Source organism: Pseudomonas sp. DW-iso17 (assembly GCF_058725345.1).
Genome location: NZ_JBZXEA010000032.1, coordinates 210641 through 235724, shown reverse-complemented (window position 1 = coordinate 235724; position 25084 = coordinate 210641). Strand labels below are relative to the sequence as shown.

17 protein-coding genes and 1 pseudogene are annotated in these 25084 nt (G+C 60.0%); 13 read left to right on the top strand and 5 right to left on the bottom strand.

All coding sequences use genetic code 11. The annotated features are described in order from the left end of the window. Positions 1-18 precede the first annotated feature (18 nt). The 3 genes from AC4PS6_RS19240 (at position 19) to AC4PS6_RS19230 (ending at position 2740) form a co-directional block, all read left to right on the top strand. Positions 19-1290 (top strand): glycosyltransferase, encoded by a 1272-nt coding sequence (locus AC4PS6_RS19240; RefSeq protein ID WP_336826675.1) that lies wholly within the window; start codon positions 19-21, stop codon positions 1288-1290. Between the two features lie 117 nt (positions 1291-1407). After that, positions 1408-2133 carry an autoinducer binding domain-containing protein gene (locus AC4PS6_RS19235; RefSeq protein ID WP_020301512.1) on the top strand — a complete coding sequence of 242 codons (726 nt, stop codon included), beginning with the start codon at positions 1408-1410 and terminating at the stop codon, positions 2131-2133. Between the two features lie 28 nt (positions 2134-2161). After that, entirely contained in the window at positions 2162-2740 is a 579-nt protein-coding gene (locus AC4PS6_RS19230; RefSeq protein WP_072434521.1) for an acyl-homoserine-lactone synthase, read from the top strand. Between the two features lie 52 nt (positions 2741-2792). Here the strand turns inward: AC4PS6_RS19230 and AC4PS6_RS19225 are convergent, their stop codons facing one another. Next, positions 2793-4070: a serine/threonine transporter gene (locus AC4PS6_RS19225; protein ID WP_014718329.1), complete on the bottom strand. Its 1278-nt coding sequence runs from the start codon at positions 4068-4070 to the stop codon at positions 2793-2795. A 415-nt stretch (positions 4071-4485) separates the two neighbouring features. Here AC4PS6_RS19225 and AC4PS6_RS19220 point away from each other — a divergent pair. The 5 genes and pseudogenes from AC4PS6_RS19220 to AC4PS6_RS19200 all read left to right on the top strand — a co-directional run bounded on the left by AC4PS6_RS19220 (position 4486) and on the right by AC4PS6_RS19200 (position 8490). Further along, positions 4486-4898, top strand: a pseudogene (locus AC4PS6_RS19220) (DUF4822 domain-containing protein). A gap of 90 nt (positions 4899-4988) precedes the next feature. After that, positions 4989-5402 carry a hypothetical protein gene (locus AC4PS6_RS19215; RefSeq protein ID WP_336826417.1) on the top strand — a complete coding sequence of 138 codons (414 nt, stop codon included), beginning with the start codon at positions 4989-4991 and terminating at the stop codon, positions 5400-5402. Positions 5403-5550: 148 nt separating this feature from the next. Further along, positions 5551-6504: a 2-hydroxyacid dehydrogenase gene (locus AC4PS6_RS19210; protein WP_014718326.1), complete on the top strand. Its 954-nt coding sequence runs from the start codon at positions 5551-5553 to the stop codon at positions 6502-6504. 129 nt (positions 6505-6633) lie between these two features. Next, positions 6634-7701, top strand: a complete 1068-nt coding sequence (locus AC4PS6_RS19205; protein ID WP_020301516.1) for a phosphotransferase family protein — start codon at positions 6634-6636, stop codon at positions 7699-7701. A gap of 21 nt (positions 7702-7722) precedes the next feature. After that, positions 7723-8490, top strand: a complete 768-nt coding sequence (locus tag AC4PS6_RS19200) for an SDR family oxidoreductase (RefSeq protein ID WP_014718324.1) — start codon at positions 7723-7725, stop codon at positions 8488-8490. A gap of 51 nt (positions 8491-8541) precedes the next feature. On the opposite strand, the gene AC4PS6_RS19195 is transcribed toward AC4PS6_RS19200, so the two are convergent. Continuing rightward, the gene (locus AC4PS6_RS19195) at positions 8542-10272 is read right to left on the bottom strand and encodes a hypothetical protein (RefSeq protein WP_336826412.1); all 1731 of its coding nucleotides are present in this window, start codon (positions 10270-10272) and stop codon (positions 8542-8544) included. A gap of 24 nt (positions 10273-10296) precedes the next feature. After that, complete coding sequence (locus tag AC4PS6_RS19190) at positions 10297-13665, bottom strand: calcium-binding protein (RefSeq protein ID WP_492180917.1); 3369 nt, start codon at positions 13663-13665, stop codon at positions 10297-10299. Between the two features lie 161 nt (positions 13666-13826). Here AC4PS6_RS19190 and pdxR point away from each other — a divergent pair, with 161 nt between their 5' ends. Then, positions 13827-15260: a MocR-like pyridoxine biosynthesis transcription factor PdxR gene (gene pdxR, locus AC4PS6_RS19185; protein ID WP_019820194.1), complete on the top strand. Its 1434-nt coding sequence runs from the start codon at positions 13827-13829 to the stop codon at positions 15258-15260. 84 nt (positions 15261-15344) lie between these two features. Next, positions 15345-15746: a cupin domain-containing protein gene (locus AC4PS6_RS19180; RefSeq protein WP_014718320.1), complete on the top strand. Its 402-nt coding sequence runs from the start codon at positions 15345-15347 to the stop codon at positions 15744-15746. A 127-nt stretch (positions 15747-15873) separates the two neighbouring features. Here AC4PS6_RS19180 and AC4PS6_RS19175 read toward each other — a convergent pair whose 3' ends face one another. Beyond that, positions 15874-16503, bottom strand: a complete 630-nt coding sequence (locus AC4PS6_RS19175; RefSeq protein ID WP_336826407.1) for a DNA-3-methyladenine glycosylase I — start codon at positions 16501-16503, stop codon at positions 15874-15876. Positions 16504-16718: 215 nt separating this feature from the next. Here AC4PS6_RS19175 and AC4PS6_RS19170 point away from each other — a divergent pair, with 215 nt between their 5' ends. The 3 genes from AC4PS6_RS19170 to AC4PS6_RS19160 all read left to right on the top strand — a co-directional run bounded on the left by AC4PS6_RS19170 (position 16719) and on the right by AC4PS6_RS19160 (position 19607). Further along, positions 16719-18044 (top strand): C4-dicarboxylate transporter DctA, encoded by a 1326-nt coding sequence (locus AC4PS6_RS19170; protein ID WP_172832684.1) that lies wholly within the window; start codon positions 16719-16721, stop codon positions 18042-18044. A 158-nt stretch (positions 18045-18202) separates the two neighbouring features. Next, positions 18203-18904 (top strand): FadR/GntR family transcriptional regulator, encoded by a 702-nt coding sequence (locus AC4PS6_RS19165; RefSeq protein ID WP_014718317.1) that lies wholly within the window; start codon positions 18203-18205, stop codon positions 18902-18904. Between the two features lie 16 nt (positions 18905-18920). Continuing rightward, positions 18921-19607 carry a GntR family transcriptional regulator gene (locus tag AC4PS6_RS19160; RefSeq protein WP_014718316.1) on the top strand — a complete coding sequence of 229 codons (687 nt, stop codon included), beginning with the start codon at positions 18921-18923 and terminating at the stop codon, positions 19605-19607. A 184-nt stretch (positions 19608-19791) separates the two neighbouring features. Here AC4PS6_RS19160 and AC4PS6_RS19155 read toward each other — a convergent pair whose 3' ends face one another. Continuing rightward, positions 19792-24660, bottom strand: a complete 4869-nt coding sequence (locus tag AC4PS6_RS19155) for an NAD-glutamate dehydrogenase (RefSeq protein ID WP_492180915.1) — start codon at positions 24658-24660, stop codon at positions 19792-19794. Between the last annotated feature and the right edge of the window lie 424 nt (positions 24661-25084).

Genomic DNA, 25084 nt, shown 5'->3' with positions numbered 1-25084 from the left:
TCAACAAGGACGTGGATGATGCGAGTAATCATGGTTGCCATCGGCTCGGCCGGTGACGTTTTTCCCTTTATCGGCCTGGGGGCTGCCCTGACTGTGCGCGGTCATCAGGTCACCTTGTGCAGCATGCCGACGTTTCAGCGCGCCATTGAGGCGCAGGGGCTGAACTTCGTGCCGTTATGCGATGAGGCGACCTACAGCGCCGCCATGGGCGATCCCCTATTGTGGGACCCGAAGACCTCATTCGCCGTATTGTGGCAAGCCATCGCCGGCCTGCTGGAACCCGTCTACGACTATGTAACCACTCACAATACCGACGATACGGTGGTTGTCGGCTCACTATGGGCCTTGGGTGCACGTATCGCCCATGAAAAATACGGCATCCCTTATCTGTCCGTCCAAGTGTCGCCATCCACGTTGCTTTCTGCACATTTGCCGCCCGTGCACCCCACCTTCAATGTGTCGCGGCGCTTGCCATTGACTCTGCGCAAGCTGCTCTGGCGCGGGATCGAATACCTGAGCCTGGACCGTACCTGTGCTCCCCAAATCAACGCACTACGCCACAAACATGGGCTACCAGGCGTGGTGAAGAACATCTTCAGTCAATGGATGCATGCGCCCCAAGGGGTGATATGCCTGTTCCCCGAATGGTTCGCCCCCGCACAGAAAGACTGGCCACAGCCTTTGCACATGGCCGGTTTCCCTCTGTTCGACGGTGGCGCCCCTGGGCTCGATGAGCCCACACGAGCCTTTCTGGTTACCGGAGCGCCCCCTATTGTCTTCACTCAAGGCTCCACTGAGCACTTTGACCAGCAGTTTTATCGTTTCGCCCTGGCAGCGCTGCACAGGGTCGGTGCCCGCGGCATTTTTCTGACCGGTGATCGACCGCTCTTCACGGACCTGCCGCCCACCGTGATACAGCGCCCGTTTTTGCCGATGAGTTCGCTGTTGCCCCACGCGGCCGGTCTGGTCCACCCCGGCGGCATTGGCGCCATGAGCCAGGCGCTGGCGGCCGGCATTGCGCAGATTGTGCTGCCTATCGCTCATGACCAGTTCGATAACGCCGAACGCCTGGTGCGCATGGGATGCGGCATACGCCTTGCCCTACCGTTAAACAAACAGGACCTGGACGATGCGATCACAACGCTCTTGCACGACAGCCGGCTGCAAACGGCCTGTCGTCGAGCGAGCAGCCTGATGCCCTGCGACGCTGCCTCTTGTGAAACAGCGGTCAACGCCATTGAGCAGTGCCACGCGCGGCATTCAATGCCTCGCCTGCGCCAGGCCTCATAAACCACGAACGTCCAAGTGTAAGCACCGTGCCAGAGCGGTCGGGAAGCCTCGGCAAAGTTTGACAGAAATAGCTTGTGGGCTAGATTGCCAAGAATGCAGTAATCGAGGCGACTGTCCATGGAGAAGGAAAACGACCTCATTCGTTGGTGGGATTGCTTACGCATCGAGATGTGCAAGCAACAGGATGAGACTCAAGTGTTAGCGCTTCTGGAGCGTGAAGTGTTGCAACTGGGGTTCGAGTACTACGCCTATGGCGTACGTCACCTGACCCCTTTTACACGCCCCAGAACCGAGATATGCGGGTCCTACCCCGCAAGCTGGCTGGCACATTACGAGAAGCAAAACTACGCGGCTGTCGATCCGTCAATCCTTAGTGGCTTGCGCTCTACCGAGATGGTGGTATGGAACGACGCACTGTTTGATAACAGCCGCACGCTGTGGCAGGAAGCTCGGGACTGGGGCTTGTGCATCGGCGCCACACTGCCGATTCGAAGCCACGACCGTTCACTGCGGGTACTGTCCGTGGCTCGGCGCCAAGACATTATTTCGCAGGCTGAAAACAACGAAATTCAAGTGCGCCTGCGCTGCATCCTTGAACGGGTGACACTGCGCCTGACAGACCTGGCTTATAGCGAACGCGCCCACCAATTGGTCTGCCTGAGCCGGCGTGAGCGGGAGATCCTGCAGTGGACCGCCGACGGCAAGAGTTCAGGAGAAATCGCGCTGATCCTCACTATTTCCGTCAACACCGTAAACTTTCACCTCAAAGCCATTCAGAAGAAATTCGGGGCTGGCAACAAAACACTGGCGGCAGCCTACGCCGCTGCACAGGGCCTTATCTAGGGCCCGACAATTGCGATAAGGACGTCCAATGATCAGCATCATCACCCGTCGTCACCATGAACTGTCTGCAACGCTTGAGGACGACCTGGGCCGCTACCGACACGAAGTTTTCATCCAGCAATTGGGCTGGCAACTGAATTCCACGCACGCCCGGCCCCAACGCGAATTCGACCAGTTCGACCACGCGGATGCTCGTCATATCCTCGCCCTGGATGCCGAGCACCAAGTCTGCGGTTGCGCGCGGCTCTTGCCGACCACGCAACCTTATCTGCTGGCGCAAGTGTTCGGTTTTCTGTGCGACCAGCCAACCCCGCGAAGCAGCGACACCTGGGAGGTGTCGCGTTTTGCCGCGCGCGCGCTGGAGGAAGGCACCTTACCGATGCGCGTCTGGTGGAACAGCCTGAACCATGCCTGGAGCCAGGGCGCCAATCGGGTAGTGGCGGTGACCACACCCGCGCTGGAACGTTATTTTCTCAGGCATGGCGTGCAGTTGAGCCGCCTCGGTTCTCCGCAACGCGTGAATAAAGACCATGTGGTAGCGCTGAGTTTTCCGGCCTGGCAGAAAAACGGCCAAATCGCGTTACACGCAGAGTCGGCCGTTGCCTAGCGATGGGTGATCCCCACCTGTGCTTAAAGCCGGGGCATCGGCTGCGAACGCCTCAGGGAATCAGCGAGTAAATCAGTGAGGAAATGGCCACCAGACCGACCAGCGTCACGAACACATTCGAGGCCTGCCCCCGGTACTTGGCCATGGCCGGGACCTTGCGGATCGCGTACATCGGCATCAGGAACAGTATCGACGCGATGATCGGCCCGCCCAGGGTCTCGATCATGCCAAGGATGCTCGGGTTGAGCGTGGCGACGATCCAGCACACCACCAACATGAAGGCGGCGGTCATGCGGTCCAGGGTCTTGGGTGCCGGGCGGCGGCCAGTCTTGACCACCAGGCCCTTGAGGCCCTCGCTGGCGCCGATGTAGTGGCCCAGGAACGACTTGGCAATCGCCACGAACGCAATCAACGGTGCGGCAAAGGCAATCGTCGGGTTATCGAAGTGGTTGGCCAGGTACGACAGGATCGACAGGTTCTGCGCTTTCGCTTCGGCCAACTGCGCGGGCGACAGGGTCAGCACGCAACTGAACACGAAGAACAGCACCATCGCCACCATCAGCAAGTGCGCGCGGGACAGGATCTGCGAGCTGCGCTCGTCGGCGTGTGCGCCGTACTGGCGCTTCTGGTCCACCGCGAAGGCCGAGATGATCGGTGAATGGTTGAACGAGAACACCATCACCGGAATCGCCAGCCACAGCGTGTTGAGCAGCGCCGAGGGTGCCGGCACTTCGCTGGCGGTGCTGAGAATGCCGCCATTCCAGTGCGGTACCAGGTACACCGCCAGGAACAGCAAGGCCACAATAAACGGGTACACCATCAAGCTCATGGCCTTGACGATCACTTGCTCACCGCAACGCACCACGGCCAGCAGACCCAAGATCAACACAAACGCCAGGATGGCCCGGGGCGGCGGCAGGATATGCAGCTGGTGCTCCATGAAGCTGCTGACGGTATTGGTCAGCGCCACGCTGTAGATCAGCAGGATCGGGAAGATCGCAAAGAAGTACAACAAGGTGATCAGTGCACCGGCCTTGATACCGAAATGCTCTTCAACCACGTCGGTAATGTCGGAACCTTCACGGCCGGACAGCACGAAACGGGTCAGCCCGCGATGGGCAAAGAACGTCATCGGGAAGGCCAGCAACGCCAGGATCACCAGCGGCCAGAAGCCCCCCAGGCCCGCGTTGATAGGCAGGAACAAAGTACCGGCGCCAATGGCGGTACCGAATAGCCCGAGCATCCAGGTAGTGTCCTGGCGGCTCCAGCTTGTGAGCGTTGCAGGTGTCGTTGCATAGCGTTCGTCGACGCTATTGGCCTGATCATTCATCCGGTGGGATCTCCGCATTCACACGGCCAGCACGAGTCAGAAAAACCTGACAGGCAGCGCCCTGGCCGAAACAAGGGCCGGATTGTCCGGGATTCTCTTGGAGAAGCAAAGACTTAGCTGAGGAATGGTTAGGCGGAGCAGCTGGTCAAGTGGCCGCCCCCGTGAAGGTTTTGGATGGCTGAAACGTCGTACAAACATTACGTCTAAGTTTTAATAGGCCACCTATTGCGAGAAGAGTCCGACAACAAGTTCAGAAGCAGCCCGCTTCAAAATCATATTCTTAGTCATACAACCCCTCAACTGTTACAGGACCATACATAGCTATTGAGCACGCGTAAATTCACACACTAATATCTTCGCGCACTGACCGACAAAGACGATAACAACACTTAACCAACCAGTAAGGAGTTTGATAATGCGAAGATTCACCCTTGCTTTTACCGGCCTGTTTTTCGCGGGTTTATTAGGCGCGCCGTCAAGTTACGCGAAACCGGTTGAGGCTGATGTTCGTGCCCTGGCCTCTTCGCCTCAATGGTTGACCACCAAGGTTTATATAGAGGGCGAGCCAGAAAACGACGTCAAGGCCAAATACCCCGGCGTGGCGGGGGCGGTTATTTCCTGGTCACTGGCGACAAGCAGACCCACATCCTGATGCCCGACCTTGGCCCGCATCGCACCATCGTCAGAAGGCTGGAAAAATTGGACAACACCGAATTCACCTATTCTCGTGAAGTCCCTCGCGACATGGTAGCGACCAACCCTCCCGTTAGAATCTATGTGGTACATGCGCCTTACACGGGACCAATAAAGACTCAGATGTCAAACTAGTTAAACACCCTATTTATATCCAGCCATAAAAAACCAATAACAAACGAGGCACTTGTGATGAATCCATACGCTTCATTCAGATATCTATTCATGCCTGCACTGCTGGTAGCCGTACTGTTGCCCAGCGCAACCACGGTACAGGCCAACACGACACTGCCCACCAAAAGCATCGCCGCCACGCCCGATAGCACCGTCATGTTGACCGTGTTTCTTAAACACGATCAATCACGCCCGCTGGGCGAATTGAAAGCCCAACTGGCCAAGCAGGAATTTCACAAGGCCTTCCCGCCGGAAGGTGTCGAAGTCGTCAGTTGGAATATCACCATGGGCATCGGGCAAGTCATCGTGCTGCGTTTACCGGCGTCTCGCCTGGCTCAAGTCAACCTGGCCATCGAGAATACGGCGTGGGGTGTCTACAAGACGGAATTCTTCCCGACCTACGATTTCATGCCGATCGCACAAAGAGAGCGGGCCCAGGCACGGCAACCGGGGACTACTCAGTAGCTGGCGCGACAGCGAAGGAGCCTGGGTGCGCGGGTTTGGGTTGCGCAGCCAGGTTTGACGTATCCGGAAATCTTGCAGGAGGTCAGCGCAATAACGGGTAGGTTCGGCGCATACTCATGCTCTCAAACCCTTCAGGAAGAGCCTTGCGATGCCCACCACTGTTCTGGTCCTGGTTGAAACCATCAACGAATACCTGCAAATCATCGAGAGCAACGACTTTCATGTGATCCTGGCGCCGACGCCTACTGAACGCGCCCAAGCGATCAAGACCCATGGGGGGCAGATTCAGGCCGTGCTGACCCGCGGGCCGCTTGGGTTGTATGCCGAAGAGATCGCCGCGTTGCCATTACTGGAGATCATCTGCGTGATTGGCGCCGGCTACGAACATGTGGACCTGCAAGCGGCAAGCAACCGCGGGATAGTGGTGACTAACGGTGCCGGCGTGAACGCACCCTCGGTGGCTGATCACGCCATGGCGTTGCTGTTGTCACTGGTGCGCGGGATTCCTCAGACCGACGCCGCTGTTCGCCGCAGCGAGTGGCCGAAGGTCATGCGCCCTTCCCTGGCCGGCAAACAACTGGGCATTCTCGGGCTGGGGGCCGTGGGCATGGAAATCGCCAAGCGCGCCGCCCTCGGGTTTGGCATGGAAGTGAGCTATCACAACCGCCAACCTCGCGATGACGTGGATTACACCTACTGCTCAACGGCCGTCGAACTGGCGCGCACTTCGGACTTCCTGATCCTGGCCACGCCCGGTGGGGCCGGCACTCGCCATCTGATCGATAAACATGCGCTGGATGCGTTGGGGCCCAATGGCTATCTGGTGAACATCGGCCGCGGCAGCGTAGTGGTGACCGCCGACCTGGTCGCCGCGCTGGAGCAGCGCCGCATCGGCGGCGCCGCGCTGGACGTGTTTGACGATGAGCCTGCAGTGCCCGATGCCCTCAAGCGCCTGAGCAATACCGTGCTGACGTCCCACGTGGCCGGCCTGTCCCCGGAAGCGGCCCATGACACGGTGCAGCGCGTCGCTGATAACCTGGTGGAATACTTTGCCGGCCGCCCCGTGCTTACACCGGTGGCCTTGCCAGCGCCTGCAAAATGACCGATCAGGCACGCTGATCACCCTTCAACACGCTAACCTATTAAGCCGCCCCGGCCTTGTCGCTGGGCGGCTGTGCGCATTAGATTAGGAAATAGTCCAAGGCCTTTAGAATAAGCAGAAGGGATAAGCATGGCGCTGAACGACCAATCGACCCAGATTCGCCCAGGCGAAGAACTTGATGCCAGCCTGATCGATCCCTACCTCAAAGCTCATATTCCGGGCCTGAGCGGTACCGTCAAAATCAGCCAGTTCCCTGGTGGCGCGTCGAACCTGACTTACCTGCTGGAATACCCCGACCAGGAATTTGTGCTGCGTCGCCCGCCGTTTGGTCACAAGGCCAAGTCTGCCCACGACATGGGCCGCGAATACCGCATTCTCAACCAGCTCAAAGATGGCTTCCCGTACTGCCCCAAGGCTTATGTGCACTGCACCGATGAATCGGTGATCGGCGCCGAGTTCTATGTGATGGAGCGCGTCAACGGCATCATCCTGCGCTCCGACCTGCCGGCTGAGCTGGGCCTGGACGCCACCCGCACCGAGGCCTTGTGCAAGAGCTTTATCGACAAATTCGTCGAACTGCACCAGGTCGACTACCACGCCTGCGGCCTGGCCGACCTGGGCAAGCCCGAAGGCTACGTGGCGCGGCAGATTCGCGGCTGGGGCGAGCGCTATGAAAAAGCCCTGACGCCCGATGCGCCAAAATGGGAGGCGGTACGCGCCTGGCTCAACGACAAGATGCCTGCCGATCACTCCACCTCCAGCATCGTGCACAACGACTACCGCTTTGACAACGTGATCCTCGACCCGCACAACCCGATGCAGATCATCGGCGTGCTGGACTGGGAGCTGACCACCCTGGGCGACCCGTTGATGGACCTGGGCAACACCCTCGCCTACTGGATCGAGGCCGCGGACCCGGCGCCGGTGCAACTGATGCGCCGCCAGCCGAGCAACGCCCCCGGTATGCTCACCCGCCGCCAGTTTGTCGACTACTACGCCGAGCGCTCCGGCATCCAGATCGACAATTTCGATTTCTATTACACCTACGGCCTGTTCCGCCTGGCCGGGATTGTGCAGCAGATCTACTACCGCTTCTTCCATGGCCAGACCCAGGACAAACGCTTCGCGCAGTTCATCCACATGAACAAACTGCTGGAGCAGATGAGCCTGAATGTCATCGGCAAATCAGCGCTCTGAGTGCAACTACAAGGAACCCTCATGTCCAAGACCAACCTGTTCGACCTCGATGGCAAGATTGCGTTTGTTTCCGGCGCCAGCCGTGGCATCGGTGAAGCCATCGCCAAGTTGCTGGCCCAGCAAGGCGCCCATGTGATTGTCTCCAGCCGTAAGCTGGAGGGTTGCCAGCACGTGGCCGATGCGATCATCGCCGAGGGCGGCAAAGCCACGGCCATTGCCTGCCATATTGGTGAAATGGAGCAGATCACCCAGGTGTTCGCCGGCATTCGTGAACAGTTCGGCCGCCTGGATATCCTGGTCAACAACGCCGCCACCAACCCGCAGTTCTGTAATGTACTGGACACCGACCTGGGCGCATTCCAGAAGACCGTTGACGTGAATATCCGTGGTTACTTCTTCATGTCGGTGGAAGCCGGCAAGCTGATGCGCGAGAACGGCGGCGGCAGCATCATCAACGTGGCCTCGATCAACGGCATCTCGCCGGGCGTGTTCCAGGGCATCTACTCGGTGACCAAGGCCGCCGTAATCAACATGACCAAGGTGTTTGCCAAGGAATGTGCGGCCTTTGGAATCCGTTGCAACGCGCTGCTGCCGGGCCTGACCGATACCAAGTTTGCCTCGGCGCTGGTCAAGAATGATTCCATCCTGAAAATGGCCCTGGCCCAGATCCCGCTCAAGCGCGTGGCCGACCCCAGCGAAATGGCTGGCGCGGTGCTGTACCTGGCCAGTGATGCGTCGAGCTATACCACTGGGGTTTCGCTGAATGTGGACGGTGGTTTCTTGTCCTGACGCCCCAAGCGCCATCGGTGGCAGACGGGGCTGAGCCGTCTGCCATCAGACTCAGACTCGCACGCCGCTCATATCGATCTTGAATAGCACCAGTTTGCCGTCTGGCAGGGTCGCGCCAATCACTTTGAACAGCCGCTGACGGTCCAGCGCATCCGCTACCTGTTGCCTGGCCCCTGGATCACTGCGGTCCAACTTCTTCAACACGCGTCTAACCCAGCCATCCTCCATCTGGAAATGCTCATAGACCCTCTGCATGCTGACATTGCGCGGTTTGGCATGCTTGACCTCAAGCACGTAGACATCGCCCGCGGGCCCTTTGAACACCAGATCGAAACCGTTTTGACCGCCACCGTAGGTTCCACCAGGGATGATTTGATAGCCATCATTGACCAGTAGTGCGCGGTACATCTTCTCATTGGCAAGCCCACGGCCCTTTGCATCCTGAATACTCAGCGTCTTCCAATGATCAAACAACGCTATTTCATCCGCGCGCCTTTGCCGATGGGGATAATGAAACTGGTCGTTGGCGGCCACTGCGTCGACATTGAACGAGCCCTCACGGCGTACCGCAACGGTGGCCATGCCTTGAAACGGATCAAACTGCACAATGCCCATGGGTAGGGCGAGGCCGTCGGCCTTGGCCTGTATCCCCTGTAACAGCCGACCATAGGGATAACCATGGGTCCAGATGTGCGTATCAATCTTGCGATCTTGCAGGTGCGCGGGTGCATTGCGGATAGCCGGGTTATCGAATGCAATCATCTGCCGCGCATACTGGCGCATGTAGCAGTACGTTTGCCTGTCCTGCGTCGACATCACCCCCTGGCTCATATCACTGGTAACAGTGGTGTAGCCCAGAACCTTGCGGGCCGCGCGAATGATGGCGCCGATGCTGCCCAAGCGCATCTCGGGCACCCACGAAGCACGGCTGCCACCGGTATCCAGGTAAACACCCGGCGCATGGCTGTGTGCATTGGGAATCATCTGGTATTTATTTCTCGTGCTATCAAGATCGACGCGAACCACTACGCCCCCCACCTCCAGATAGCTGGCGATTGAGTCACCAGAGATCTGAATGATGCCGTCTTCGGTGATGGCCCCGCTTTGCTGCCACACCCCACGCGCGTCAGGTACGTAAAGTTTGTTATCGCCCGCTTTGAAGGACGCCAACGAGAACCGGGCATCGCCGTAGTAGCTCTGCCCGCCCATGACGTACTGTCTTTTCCCCTGGATAGCCGGCCCCGTCGTTGCGCCCCCACCTCGTGCATCGTAAAGCTGCAGATCCAACCGTGGATCCCGCGGCACGGCGGCGGCCATCGGCATCGACACCGATGCACTGGCATGAGCCGCCGTCGTCACCCCGGTCCAGGTCCAAGTGCCCCCCACTCTGCTGACAGCAGATGGGCTGGCCGCCAGTTGATGAGCCAAACGCGGGTGATAAGTGCCGCTGGCCGGGTGATAGTCCACTTGCACTGTCTGCCCGGTATCCAGATCAATGTAACTGCGGCCGGCAGCCTGACGAATACCCTCGGCATTTGCGGGCCCAAGCGCATCGCCCGTTACCCACACTGCCTGCGGCGGCAGCGGCCCAGGCAGATCCAGCGCACTTATGTGCGCGCCCCCAAGCGCGTCGCCGTGCCCGGCGCGCTGCACGCCTTGATTCACAGGTTGAAGGGAAGGAACCAGACGGCCATAGTCCCTGACCATGACGGTGTCGGCACCCAAGCCGATACGTGAGGGTGATACATGCGCGGTCCTGGGTGATTGAGGTTTTTGCTGCATAAAAAATCCCTTTTCAATGATCTATCAAACTGAATCGGCACCGATAAACCGCAGTTGCGCAGACGTCACAGTGCGCTGGGGATCAGCGTCCGCTCCCCAGCAATCGCGACCTGCATCGTAATGAATACCTGACACCGTACCGTCCTCCAGCTCAAGGCCGACGATACGCAACTGACGCACCATCACGGTCGTCCACTGGCGAGAACGGCGCAGCGCACCCAGTACCTCATCGATGCTCGAATAACGGCAAGCATCCAGTTGCACGAGGCAGATCGCGCCCAGGTCCTGGCGAATGTCGTACTGCTCGCCCTGCAGGGTGTGTACGCTGACCTGTTCCAGCGGTATCGAAGGGTCTGTCACGGGAGGCAGCAACACTGTCACGCTGCCAACGGTCAGCGTGTCGTTGATCAGGGCGATATGCGCCCGCTCAATCAACTCGCCAAGACCGGCGGTATTGATCCGCCAGAACGACGCGTCCGCCGTTTTGGCCAACGCCCCCGGCGTGGACAGGGCAATCGTTGAGCCTGCGCTGGGCACGACCTCGTAGGTCGATGAGCGCCCCATCAGCGCATAAGGCCTCTGGTAATGGGGCGGTACAGGAATAACGACTTTCTGTTGCACCGATTGCAACCAGATGCCCTTGGCGCTGTGCGGTCGAAAAAACCCGTGCACGCCGGGCTTTTCTATCAAGGCAGAGCTGCCGTCGAAGGTCTTGAACCCGGGCGAGGCACGGTCTTGGATATAGGATTGCTGGGCCGCCTGCACGCGGTATGAGACGCCGTCATTCATGACCAGCACGAATCGGCAGTCCAGCGTCAAGGCCACCGCGATGATGTTTGAGGTCACGTTGGTGCGCGCCGAAGAACGATCGCTGGCATAGTGGGCGAGGACCAATTGGCTGCCGTCGATGAACCTGATGGTCAATCTCACGTCGCTGTAGGTCAGCGAATCGAAGTGTCCCCTCCTGCGCAGGGTCACGCGGTAATGGGCCAAGGCCTGGAGAATCTCCCGCGACGAATAGTCCACGTACAGCACGCACGTGGTGGTGTCGCCCTTGAGGCGAACATCGAGCACCTTTGCACCTGGCCCGCGTTCGACGAACCCACGCGTAGAACGCCCATGGGGCACCACGAACGTGCCAGCGCCCAACACCTTGTCCAGGCTGACGTCCTGGCCGCCCGCTCTCACGGCAACGGTGACGTTAGTGTCCTCGCTGCCCATCAACACCGGTTCAAGGATCGGCTCAAGCGTATAGCCGTCCTCCGTGAGAAACAGCAGGTTGTGCTTGTTCAAGCGGCGCAGCTCATCACTGGACGTATAGAGCCGCTCAAGCTTGATGACTTGCTCCGGCAGTTCGCCGTCCACGCCCCTCCACGCCACGATGACCAGCGCACAGCCCTGGATACGCCAACTGCTGATAGACGCCAACGGCCAGCGCATCTCAATCACAGAGCCCTCGGCCCAGTCCTGCTCATGCAATGTCACCGCGCCAGGGTTGCTGGCAATCACATAACGATCCTTGCCCGCCCCACCGTCCACCCAGGCGCCAGCGCCCAGCACAATCACTGTATCGTTGCCCTCTGCGGCTTCGATCCGATCGTTGTGACCGGCGGCGACCAGGGTATTGGCCTGTGCTGAACCCTTGACGTGGCTGGCTAGCCCGGTTGGGGTGTAGATATTTTCTATCGAGTCCAGGCTGATCGAAGGATAAGGCGGCGACTTGTCGATATCCTTGCGCCGCACCACAGTGCCCGCCTGCAGGTCGATGGCATAACCTGCCGTCCCGTCCTCATAAATTGTCGAGTTGGCCAGGTAAAGCATATCGCTGCCCTCCTCGCCACGCAGCTCGCTGGCCGGGCTATTCGCATCGGTTTCGTCCAGTATGGCCGTCGGCATGTCATACCTGAACAGGTCGTTCCTGGCGCCCCCGGTGAGCTGTTTGTGGCCTTCACCGAAGCGGAAAATGTTCGGGTTGCCAGTCGAACCTTTGACCTTGTCATTACCTCCCCCCAGTTGCCAGAGCACAGCCGCATCCACGGCAGTACTGTCAAACACCGCACCCGGCAGACGGTCAACCGGGGTATTGGACGCATCGACTTCATCATCTTGGTCAATCACCGTGGGCTCTGTGGTATCGATGTACGGATCTTCACCCTCGGCCTCGTTCCAGCGGCGCTTCCAATGGCGGACTGGCCTCAACCGCACCTCAAACCCGCCATTGACCACCGCCTGCACGGTGCCTTTGAGCGCGCCTTTAAGCCAGGCATCGGCCTGCTCCTCCAGTTGCTGCGCATACTGTTGTTCCATCCGGGCCACGACGTACCGATCGCGTATGGCCCTCTCCTGCTCCTTGCCTTGAAAGGCCAACCAGCCCGCGTGCAGGCGCTCGAAGATACTCAGTTCGATGTAATCATCAATGTCATCCACCTGACGAACCGCAGCATAGAGTTGCGTGCCAAAGATCAGTACGGCAGCGGCGGCAATGCCCAGCGGGCCGGCCACGCTGAACCCGGCCAACGCAGCGGCACTCAGGGCCACAGCCACGCTGGCGCTCACAATACTGAAGCCGGCATTGACGTAATGGTCCATGGCTTCCTTGCCGGTACTCTTCGCTGCCTTGGCGAACGACTCCTTGGCATTGAGATAATCAAAGGGCAACGTCAGCACCAACGCAAACAGGCTGGCCCCCCGTCGCAGGGCCTGGCCAAGGCAACTGGTGCTGAAACCTGCAAATACCTTGCGACCGTTTTCCAGCAGCCGTCTGCCGAGTTTTTCCAGCGCCAGCTCCAGTGCAGCCCCTGTGAGGTTGGCCAATAACTCAGCGCCGGTGACCACCGACCTATTGATGTCGCCAGTTTTGATCGCCTCGGCCAAGGCGCTGATTGCGCTGTAATACCCGTAAGCTGCAAGCCCCGCGCCCATGACCGCCAGGCTTCGGCTTTTCTTCGGCTCGACCCAGCGAGGCATTCCCTCCAACTGCGCCGCTTGGTTGAGATTGGTTTTCTGTACTGAACGCAACAGGTTATCGAGCTTGCCGACTGCACCAGGATGTTCGTCTCCCGGCTTCGCCAACAGCAGAGGTGGTGCCTGTAGCGAACGCAATGCCGCGAACTCGAATAACAGCGCGGCACTGTTGTCACTGACCGAGTCATTCCTGCGCAGACACCGATGCAGTCTGGATGCCGAGAATCGGATCGCATCAAGCAGCGTCTGGTCTGCTTCGCGTACCGCCAGGTGATGGGCCTTTACCGGTTTTCCCGCCATGTAGGCCCCCATGGCGGCAAGGTCTCTACGCTGCACAGTCAGCTCACCCACAACCAATGGCCCCAGGCTCTGATCCAGGGCAAGCAATGCTGCTTGCCTTTTTTTCGCAGGTGTTTCGATTGTCGCCATGCGTCCGCCTCCCTATGCCACGACGTAAACAGGGATAGTGGCGGCCAACAGGACCCAGGCAACGGTAGATGCTTATGCGTACCGGCAATTGACGCACAGATAGTTTGAGCCCATAGCGCAAGCGAGTAATCTTGGCGCGGAGTGAAGCCTTGGGATGAAACATGGAACTGCACGTGGTAATCAATGGCCGCAAGGACCTGGCCGAACAGCTCTACCAGCAGTTGCGCGAAGCCATCGCCACCGGGCGGCTGTCGGCAGGCGCACAGCTGCCCCCCAGCCGACTGCTCGCCGAACAACTGGGCATCTCGCGCAAGACCGTGTCGGACACCTACGCCACCTTGACCTACGAGGGCCTGCTGATTGGCAAGATCGGCCGCGGTACTTTCGTCAATGCCTGGGCGCCACAGCCCGACCGCGTGCAAACCGCCACCGACCTGGCGTGTGCCGCCAACCTGGGCAAATGGGCGGCACTGCCCTCACCCATGGGCCACCCCGCCCGCGAGGAGATCCTGCGCTACGAATTTATCGGTGGCGCGACGACACGCCACCAATTCCCACAGGATGAATGGCGGCGTTGCACCCAGGATGCGTTGCGTCGCATCGCCCAGAACAGTGGTTTTTACAGCCAGCCAGAAGGCGTGCCCGCCCTGCGCGATGCCATCGCCGGGCATATCGCGTTTTCCCGCGGGGTCAAATGCAGCGCCCGCGATATCGTGGTCACCAACGGCGCACAGCAGGCGCTGGACCTGCTTGCCCGCGTGGTGCTTGAACCCGGCAGCCTAGTCGCGATGGAAGACCCCGGCTATAGCCCCGCACGCCAATTGTTCGTCGCGATGGGCGCCCGCGTCGCCAGTGTTGCCGTCGACGAACAGGGCCTGCAGGTCGACCAGATCCCGGATGGCACGCGCCTGATCTATGTGACGCCGTCCCACCAGTTCCCCCTCGGCATGCCCATGAGCCAGGCGCGGCGCGAGGCTCTGCTGGACCGCGCCATTGCGCTCGGCGCGATCATCATCGAAGACGATTACGACAGCGAATTCCGCTACGAAGGCCGCCCCACCGACTCCCTGCAAAGCATGGATACCCGAGGCGTGGTCACCTACGTCGGCACCTTTTCCAAAACCCTGTCGCCGGAGTTGCGCCTGGGCTACGCGGTGCTGCCGCCGGCCATTTATGGTGCGGTGCTCAAGGCCAAGCAATTGACCGACCAGCACAGCGCTACCTTGCCGCAGTGGGCACTGGCCAAGTTCATCAGCGAAGGCTACCTGCTCAAGCATATTCGCCGCTGTCACGGGGTCTATGCGGGGCGTCGCGAACGCATCCTGCAGCGTCTGGCGGGCGATCTGTCGCCGTGGTTCGAGGCAGTACCGACGGTGGCGGGCTTTCACCTGGCGGCCCTGTGCAAGGTGCCGGTGAATATTCCATTGCTGATGGAACGGGCGCGCCAGGTTGAGGTGGGTTTATATCCCTTGGACGTGTTTTTTCACGACAAGCCGGTGCGCTCGGGGCTGATTCTGGGGTTCGGCGCCATCGAGACCCTGGACATCGACCCGGCGCTGGACAAGGTCCGCGATATTCTGCTGCAGATTGGCTAGGCAGTTTTCCGGCGCATTGGTCATTGGTGGCAAGCCCTCGGCGGCGTAGGGTGAAGCGGTCTTTCACCCGATGGAACCCTCATCATGAAACGCTTATTCGCTGCCACCCTGATGCTCGCCTCCCTCAGTGCATTTGCCCACGACCCGGTCTACAACCAGGAAACGCTCAAGGTGCTGCAAGAGCACGCCTTGACCAACGTGCCGGGCAAGAAAACCATCATGCTCACCGTGGACTACGCCCCCGGCCAGGCCACCGTGCCCCACAGCCACACCGGCACCGCTGTGGCTTATGTGCTCGAAGGCGAGATCACCTCGCGGGTCAATGATGAAAAGGCGATCACCTACAAAGCCGGGCAATCGTTCTACGAGCCGGCCGGCTCGCGGCATTTTGAGTCAAGCAATGCCAGCCAGACCCAACCGGCCAAGCTGCTGGTGGTGATGGTGCTGGATGACAAGGCTGAGGTACTCACCCCGCTTCCCAAATAATCAGCAACACCACAAAACCCATGTGGGAGCTGGCTTGCCTGCGATAGCGGTGGACCCGCCAGCTCATCTTTTACTGGCCCACCGTTATCGCAGGCAAGCCAGCTCCCACAGTTTTAACCGTATCTGGTCAGGGACGTTTGAACAGGTTGCGCTGGTGTTCAATGCGCGGCCGGCACTCGCAACCCTCCAAGTGATCATTGACCATCCCCATCGCCTGCATCAACGCATACATCGTGGTCGGGCCGACGAAGGTCCAGCCGCGTTTCTTCAGGGCCTTGGACAAGCGCACCGAAGCCGCTGAGGTCGGATTGGCCGTCCAATAAGCCATGTCCACCACTGCCGGCCGCTCTTGCGCGCCGGGTTCGAACGCCCACAGCCAGCGCGCCAGCGAACCGGTCTCCTCCACCAGCTCACAGGCCCGGCGTGCGTTGTTGATGGCCGAGATGATTTTCGCGCGATTGCGCACGATGCCCGGTTCGCTCATCAACCGCTCGATGTCCGCCTCGCCGTAGTGCGCCACCCGGCGAAAATCAAAACCCTCGAACGCCTGTCGAAAGTTTTCGCGCTTGCGCAGGATGGTGATCCACGCCATCCCCGCCTGAAACCCCTCCAGGCAGATCTTCTCGTACAACGCGATGTCATCCGCCACCGGCACACCCCACTCGTGGTCGTGGTAATGCAGGTACGCAGGCGCTGCAGTGCGCCAGGCGCAATACATGCGCCCTGCTTCGTCGGTTGTCAGCCCTGATTGATCCATCCATCACCTCGTATGCCCAAGGCGATGATACGCAAAAAAAATTAATCCCCGCCAACCGCTCAAGCATCGTACTTACCGACCAACTGGTCAGACCGGGACCTGCCAACCGCCAAATATTTACTTGTGATTTGAAAAAACCCGAGCGTAGACTGGCCCCGCACTGGACTTACCGGTAAGACCACAACAATTAAGCCCTGGAACCACCAGGGCACCGAATAGAGATCCCTCCCATGCTCAGATGGTGCTCGCGTTCGATTTTCCTGCAAGTCGTGATTGGCCTGATACTCGGCATCGTCTGCGGCCTGGCCCTTCCCGAATTCTCCTCGCAACTCAAACCTTTGGGTGACGGCTTTATCAAGCTGATCAAAATGCTGATCGGCCTGATCGTGTTCTGCGTAGTGGTCAGCGGTATTTCCGGCGCGGGCGACTTGAAGAAGGTCGGACGCATCGGCCTCAAGTCGGTGATCTATTTTGAGATGTTGACCACCGTCGCCCTGGTGCTCGGCCTGATCATGGCCTTCAGCACCGGCATCGGCAGCGGCGCCAATATTCACCTGGAGCAACTCTCTTCCGCCGGTTTGAATGAACTGGCGGACAAGGGCCAGCACATCCGCGGCACCAGCCAGTTTCTGATGGAGTTGATCCCCAACTCGGTAGTCGGCGCCTTTGCCGATAATAACGTGCTGCAAGTGCTGTTGTTTTCGGTGTTGTTCGGCAGCGCGCTGAACCTGGTGGGCGAAGCGGCCAGCGGGATTTCGCGACTGATCAACGAATTGAGCCATGTGATCTTCCGCATCATGGGCATGATCGTGCGCCTGGCGCCGATTGGCGTATTCGGTGCCATCGCGTTCACCACCAGCACCTATGGCCTCGATTCACTGCAACACCTGGGCAGCCTGGTGGGGCTTTTCTACCTGACCTGTTTTGCCTTTGTGGCGGTGATCCTCGGGCTGGTGATGCGCCTGTCGGGCCTGCGCATGTTGCCGCTGCTCAAGTACCTGCGCGAAGAACTGCTGATCGTGATGGGCACCGCGTCGTCCGACGCGGTGTTGCCGCAGATCATGCGTAAACTGGAACACCTGGGCATCGGCAGCTCCACCGTGGGCCTGGTGATTCCCACCGGCTATTCGTTCAACCTCGACGGTTTTTCCATCTACCTGACCCTGGCTATCGTGTTTATCGCCAACGCCACCGGCACACCGCTGTCGATGACCGACTTGCTGACCATCCTCCTGGTATCGTTGATCACCTCCAAGGGCGCCCACGGCATTCCAGGCTCGGCATTGGTGATTCTGGCGGCAACGCTCACAGCGATTCCGGCGATTCCGGTGGTCGGCCTGGTGTTGGTGCTGGCCGTGGACTGGTTCATGGGCATCGGCCGTGCGCTGACCAACCTGATCGGCAACTGCGTGGCCACCGTGGCGATTGCACGCTGGGAAAAAGACATTGATATCCAGCGCGCCAACAAGGTGCTCGACGGCCAGCAAGGCTATGCCTTCCAGGCCAAGAAGCCGGTACTGCCGGCGCATCAGGAGTTCTAGGACAACACCCATCCAATGTGGGAGCTGGCTTGCCTGCGATAGCGGTGGGTCAGCGTCAACTGTAGTGCCTGACACTCAGTCATCGCAGGCCAGCCAGCTCCCACACTGGACCTTCGCCAGACTGAATACTGTATGAGCAACATCAAGGAGCCTTCGACGTGATCAGCACTTCAACCGTCGTCAATTCAGTGGTAGAAAAACTGCGCGCCGCCTTGGCGCGAGGCCAGTGGCGCCGCGGTGAAATGCTGCCCGGTCAACGCGAACTGGCCGAACAGCTAGGTATCAGCCGCCCGAGCCTGCGCGAAGCGGTAATCGTGCTGGAGACCCTCGGCCTGGTGCGCTCCATGCCCGGCAAAGGCGTGGTCGTGCTGGAAACCAGCGTCAGCGAGCCGCAATCGAGCGACGCCGTGGCCGATGCCAGCCTCGAGGACATCCTGCAACTGCGCTACACCCTCGAACCCTTCATCGTCGGCCTGGTGGCCCAGTCCATCAGCAGCAAGGAAATCGGCCAACTGCGCCTGACCCTGATGGACATGCGCGAGGCCCTCGATGCCGGCGATGCCGAAGCCGGCATGAACGCCTATATCGACTTCCATGAAGAATTGTTCGCCCTGACCTCCAACCCGATCTTCCAGAACGTGGTGCAGCAAACCAGCACCGCGCTCAAGCAAAGCGCCCAGGTACTGCGCAACTCGCCTGAACACCTGGCCGAACGCCTGCAAGAGAACGAGGCCGTGGTACGCGCCATCCGCAACAAGAACAGCGCCCTGGCCAGTGCCGAAATGCGTCGGCACATCCTGCAGGAAGGCCTGCGCATGGGCATTCGCTTGAATATCCCGGACGACCATCTGGGCAGTTGATTTTCGGAGACCGGCCATGAACGCTCACGCCCTGCAACGCGACTCCACCCTCACGTCCCTACGCTGGACGCCCGAAAAAAAGCCCTCGGTGGACGATATCTACCCACGCTTGTTCGACGCCATTCTTGAGCAACGCATTGCGCCCGCCAGCCGCTTCACCGAAGAAGGCCTGGGCGAACTCTTTGGCGTGAGCCGCAGCGTGATTCGCCGAGTGCTCGCCAAGCTGTCCCATCAGCAAGTGGTCATCCTGCGCCCCAACCAGCGCGCCCAGGTCGCCGCGCCGGATGCCCAGCACACACGGCAGATTCTGGAAGCACGGCGCCTCACCGAAATGACCGTGGTGCAACTGGCCTGCGCTCAGGCCACAGCGATGCAGATTCGCCAACTGCGCGAGCTGATTGCACAGGAGCGCGACGCCATTGAGCGTGACCAACGGGGGCCGGCGATCCGGTTTTCGGGAGAGTTTCATCTGCAACTGGCGCACATGGCAGGCAATGCGCCGTTGGCGCAGTTTCTCAACAGCCTGGTGCCGTTGACGTCGTTGATCATTGCGCAATTTGAAGTAAAAGCCTGCACCTATTGCGCGTGGCAGGAGCATGTGGCGATTGTGGATGCCGTGGAACAGCGCGACGCTCACACGGCCGTCGCCCTGATGACCCAGCACCTGGATCACCTGGAAACCCGACTACTCAAACACCACTGACTCCAAGTGAGTAAAGTTAAAACTGTGGGAGCTGGCTTGCCTGCGATAGCGGTGTACCAGTGACCAAATTATTAACTGACCCGCCGCTATCGCAGGCAAGCCAGCTCCCACATTGATCGCATTCCAGATCAAATAAAAAAGCCCCCGCATCTCAGGATGCGGGGGCTTTTGGTTTAGCGAGGCATCAAGCCGGTTGCACCACCGACTGACCGCTCAACGCCAGGTCCAGCAACTCACGGTTGGCCACCGCGTACATGGCGTAGTCCGTGCCCACTGCGGCACGAATTTCCACCATCATGGCACGCCAGCGATCCGCCATGTCCTGATGCTGCTCAAGCCACAGGGCCACGCGGGCTTCCATGTCTTGTGGCGCATCGGCCATTTGCAGGACCGAAATGGTGATCGCCCGTTGCTGCCAGTCCACGTCGTCGCGGAAGGCTTCGCGGGCCTGGGCTTGCCAGTTGTTGGCCACTGGCAGATCGCTGATCTGCTGCAGGTACCAAGGCAGGTCCAGGGCGCTGCCCACGGCGAAGTAGGCCTTGGCCACTTCGGCGGCGTCATGCCCGGTCACGTCGGCGGCTTCGATGATCGGCAGCAAGGTGTACAGGTGGGTAGTGCCTGCAACCATGCGCGCCAACAACTCTGGTACGCCGGCCTGGGTGTAGGCCTGGTAGCGGTTCTGCCAGCCTTCGCGGGTAGGGCCTTCCAGCAGTTCGTCGAGCTTGAGGCCCAGCGCCGCCAGGTGCGGACCGAAGTGCGCGGTGTCGCGCCCGGCGTCTTGCTCGTTGCGACGGCTGCGCAAGAACCAGCGCGTAGCACGACGGCCCAGGCGCATCAGTTCATCCATGAGCTCCAGTTGCACGTCAGCGGAAACCTGGTGGTCCAGGGCTTCAATCTGACGGAACCAGTGCGGGAGATGGAAGATGTCCCGCACGATCACATACGCGCCCGCCACGTTCGCTGGGCTCATACCGGTCGACTCTTTGAGTCGCTGCACGAAGGTGATGCCCATGTGGTTGACCAGGTCGTTGGCGATCTGGGTGCTGACGATCTCGCGCTTCAGACGATGGCGACGCATGGCTTCGCCGAACTTGGCCACCAGGCTCGGTGGGAACGCGGTCTCCATGTCACGGGTCAGGTACTCATCATCCGGTACCAGCGACTTGAGCAATGCTTCCTTGAGGTCGATCTTGCTGTACGAGATCAGTACCGACAGTTCCGGGCGGGTCAGGCCCTTGCCGGCAGAGGCGCGTTCAGTAAGCTGTTCCTCGGTCGGCAGGTACTCGATGGCACGGTCCAGCTTGCCACGGCCTTCCAGGTCGCTCATCAGGCGCTTGTACTCGGCAGCACGCTCGTAAGCCTTGCGCGCAGCCAGGGACAGGGCCTGGGTCTGCTTGTAGTTGTTGCCCAACACCAGGTTGCCAACTTCGTCGGTCATGCTCGCCAGCAACTGGTTGCGCTGCTTGTCGGTCATGTCACCGGCCTGCACCACTTCGTTGAGCAGGATCTTGATGTTCACTTCGTGGTCGGAGCAATCCACGCCACCGGCGTTGTCGATGAAGTCGGTGTTGGAACCGCCGCCATTGAGGCCGAATTCCACACGGCCCAGTTGGGTCATGCCCAGGTTGCCGCCCTCGCCCACCACCTTGCAGCGCAGTTCGTTGCCGTTCACGCGCAGCGCGTCGTTGGCCTTGTCGCCCACGTCGGCATGGCTTTCGGTGCTGGCCTTGACGTAGGTACCGATACCGCCGTTCCACAACAGGTCCACCGGCGCCTTGAGCAAGGCGTTGAGCAGTTCGGTCGGGGTCAGCTTATCGGCCTGGATGTCGAAGCGTTCTTTCATCTGTGGCGAGATGGCAATGCTTTTCGCGCTGCGCGAGAAGATACCGCCACCTTCGGACATGATGCTGGTGTCGTAGTCGGTCCAGGCCGAACGCGGCAGTTCGAACAAACGCTTGCGCTCGACGAAGCTGGTGGCCGGGTTCGGGTTCGGGTCGACGAAGATATGCAGGTGGTTGAAGGCTGCGACCAGTTGCAGTTTGTCCGACATCAACAAGCCGTTACCGAACACGTCACCGGCCATATCGCCGACGCCTACCACTGTGATGCTGTCTTCCTGCACGTTGATGCCGCGCTCACGGAAGTGACGCTGTACACCTACCCATGCGCCCTTGGCGGTGATGCCCATTTTCTTGTGGTCGTAACCAGCCGAACCACCGGAGGCGAACGCATCGCCCAGCCAGAAGCCGTAGTCGATGGCAATGCCGTTGGCGATGTCGGAGAAGGTTGCAGTGCCCTTGTCCGCCGCTACCACCAGGTACGGGTCATCGTCGTCATGACGCACGACGTTGGCCGGCGGCACCAGGGCGCCGTCTTTCAGGTTGTCGGTGATGTCCAACAGGCCGGAGATGAAGATGCGGTAGCAGGCGATGCCTTCGGCCGCGATCTCGTCCCGGCTGCCGCCCAATGGCAGGCGACGCGGCAGGAAGCCGCCCTTGGCGCCCACCGGCACGATTACCGAGTTCTTCACTTGCTGGGCTTTTACCAGGCCAAGCACTTCGGTGCGGAAGTCTTCTTCACGGTCAGACCAGCGCAGGCCGCCACGAGCGACGTTGCCGAAGCGCAGGTGCACGCCCTCGACCCGTGGCGAGTACACGAAGATTTCAAACTTCGGCACTGGCTTGGGCAGCTCGGGGATGGCACGCGGGTCGAACTTGAAGCTGAAGTACGACTTGTTCTGGCCGTTGGCATCGGTCTGGTAGAAGTTGGTGCGCAGGGTGGCCTTGATCAGGTCCAGGTAGCGACGCAGGATGCGGTCTTCGTTGAGCACCTGAACGTCGTCCAGAGCCGTGAGAATCGCTTGTTCCAGGCGTTGCTGCTTGTCTTCCAGGTCGTCGGCAGTGAGCTTGCGCGCCAGGTAGAAGCGGGTCTTGAACAACCGGGTCAACTCGTGGGCGATGTCGGTGTGGTTGTTCAGGGTGCTGGCGATGTAACCCAGGTCGAAGCCCAGGCGAATCTGCTTCAGGTAACGGGCATAGGCACGCAGCAGCGCCACGTCGCGCCATGGCAGGCCGGCGGTGAGGACCAGGCGGTTGAACGCATCGTTCTCGGCATCGCCATGCACGATGTGCACGAATGCATCCTGCAGGGTGTCGTTGAGCTGTTGGATATCCAGGTTCACGCCTTCGGCGGCGATGAACGCAAAATCATGAATCCAGAACTCACGGCCATTGGCATGGCGCAGGCGATACGGAAACTCGCCCAGCACGCGCAGGCCGAGGTTTTCCAGGATCGGCAGTACGTCGGACAGCGCCAGCGGGGTGTCAGCGTGGTAGAGCTTGCAATGCAGCTCACGCTGGCCGGAGACCTGGCCCAGCGGCTGATAGAAGCTCATCACCAGCGGGTTGGCTTCGGTCAAACTGTTGAGGTGCTGCATGTCGACCACAGCCGAATGCGCAGCGAAACGCTCGCGGTAGCCGGCCGGGAAGCCCTTAGGGAAATCCGCCAGCACGTTGGTGCCCTGGGCTTCGCCGAAGCTTTCCACGACCAGACTGGCGTAGTCGTCCTGCCAGCTGCGGCAGGCCTGCACCACTTCTTTTTCCAGTTGCAGCGGGTCGATGTCCAGGCGGTTCTTCGGGTCAACTCGCAGAATCAGTTGCACACGGGCAAGGACGGACTCGGAGAAGAAGGTCCAGAACTCGCAGTCCGAGGCCTTCAGACGGTCCATCAGCACTTGCTGGATCTTCTGGCGCACTTCGGTGGAGTAGATGTCGCGTGGCACGTACGCCAGGCAGTAGCAGAAACGACCGTAGGGGTCTTTGCGCAGGAACACGCGGATCTTGTTGCGTTCCTGGATCTGCACGATTGACATCACGGTGCTGAACAGCTCGTCGACTGGAGTCTGGAACAGGTCGTCACGGGGCAATACTTCCACCACCTGGGCAAGCTCTTTACCCAGGTGCGCCTTGGCCTGGAAGCCCGAACGACGTTCGATTTCCGCGACCTTGCGACGAATGTACGGAATCACTCGCACGCTTTCGCCGTACACCGAGGAGGTGTACAGGCCCATGAAACGGTGTTCCTTGATGACCTTGCCGTCGGCGCTGATCTCGCGGATCGACACGTAGTCAGGGTAGGCCGGACGGTGCACGCGGCTTGGGTGGGCGGCCTTGGCGAACGACAGTACGGTCGGCTCGCGCAGGTAGGCCACCGCGTAGTCCTCGATGCGCAGGTCTTCGGCGGTGAGGCCGGCGCGCAGCAGCTTGGTCAGACCGAGGAAGGAGCTGGCGTCATATTCGATATGACCGCCGTCCGCCTCGTCACGTACCACGAACTCTTCGTAGCCCAGGAAGGTGAAGTGGTTGCCCACCAGCCATTCGAGGAAGTTCTTGATCTCGGCTTTTTCTTCGCCGTCAATGGCGAACGCGCTGGCGTCGATACCGGCGAGCAGGTCCTGAACCTTGGCTTTCATCGGTTCGAAATCGGCCACGGCTACGCGCACTTCGCCCAGTACCTGCTCAAGCTCTTTGCTCAGCACGTTCAGTTCGGCGGCGTTGGCGCAGCGGTCGATCTCCAGGTACATCAGCGATTCTTGCAGGATGCCGTCGCCCTGGGTGCCCTTGGGCAGGATTTCCAGCAGCTCGCCCTTGTTGCCACGACGCACGCTGAGCACGGTGGTTTGCAAGGTATGGATGCTGTAGCCACGGCGATTCAGCTCGGTGCGTACCGAGTCGACCAGAAAGGGCAGGTCATGGTGCAGCACTTCGACCGCAGTATGAGTCGATTGCCAGCCATGACGCTCATAATCGGGGTTGTAGACCCGCACTTGCGGTTGGGTGTGATCAAAGCGCTCAAGCAGGCGCCAGGCAGACAGGGTGCAACCGGCCAGGTCGGAAAGGCGACGCTGGGTCAGTTCGTCCAGAGAAATGATGCCGAAGAATTGCTCAGCGAACAGCGCCACTTGTGGCAGTGCCTGTTCGCTGATGTGCTGCGCCAGTGCCGCTTGCAGTTGGTGCTGGAAGTCGGCCTTGCTGGCTGCGGTGAAGAACGCCATCTGTGGTACTCCGCTTGGGCTTGTTATTGATGAAAGCGTCGCGTGTTATCCCCTTGCGGGGAGACCGTCAGCTCTGTTCGCTGGTGTGCTGACAAGCACCATAAACGAATCAGGGTGACAGGTGGGTGAAGCTGGACAGGACAGTCAGGTCACATACAACTTCCATACGGCATGCCGTTGGCCAGATGACGATACGACGGGCAGGTCAGGCGCCTGGCACAGGGCACATCCGTTGCGCAGCTTAACGAGTGTAGGAAGAACGCTGCTTGCGACGCTGCGACATATTCGGTCATCGGTAAGCAGGGTGTCGGTTGCAACTTGGGCAACCTCGGATTTTCGGTAGAAAATCTTGCTACTTTGCACACCATCAGTACCAGAAATGACCGATCCGGCCCGTCAGGTCATGCCTGACTTCCGACACAGG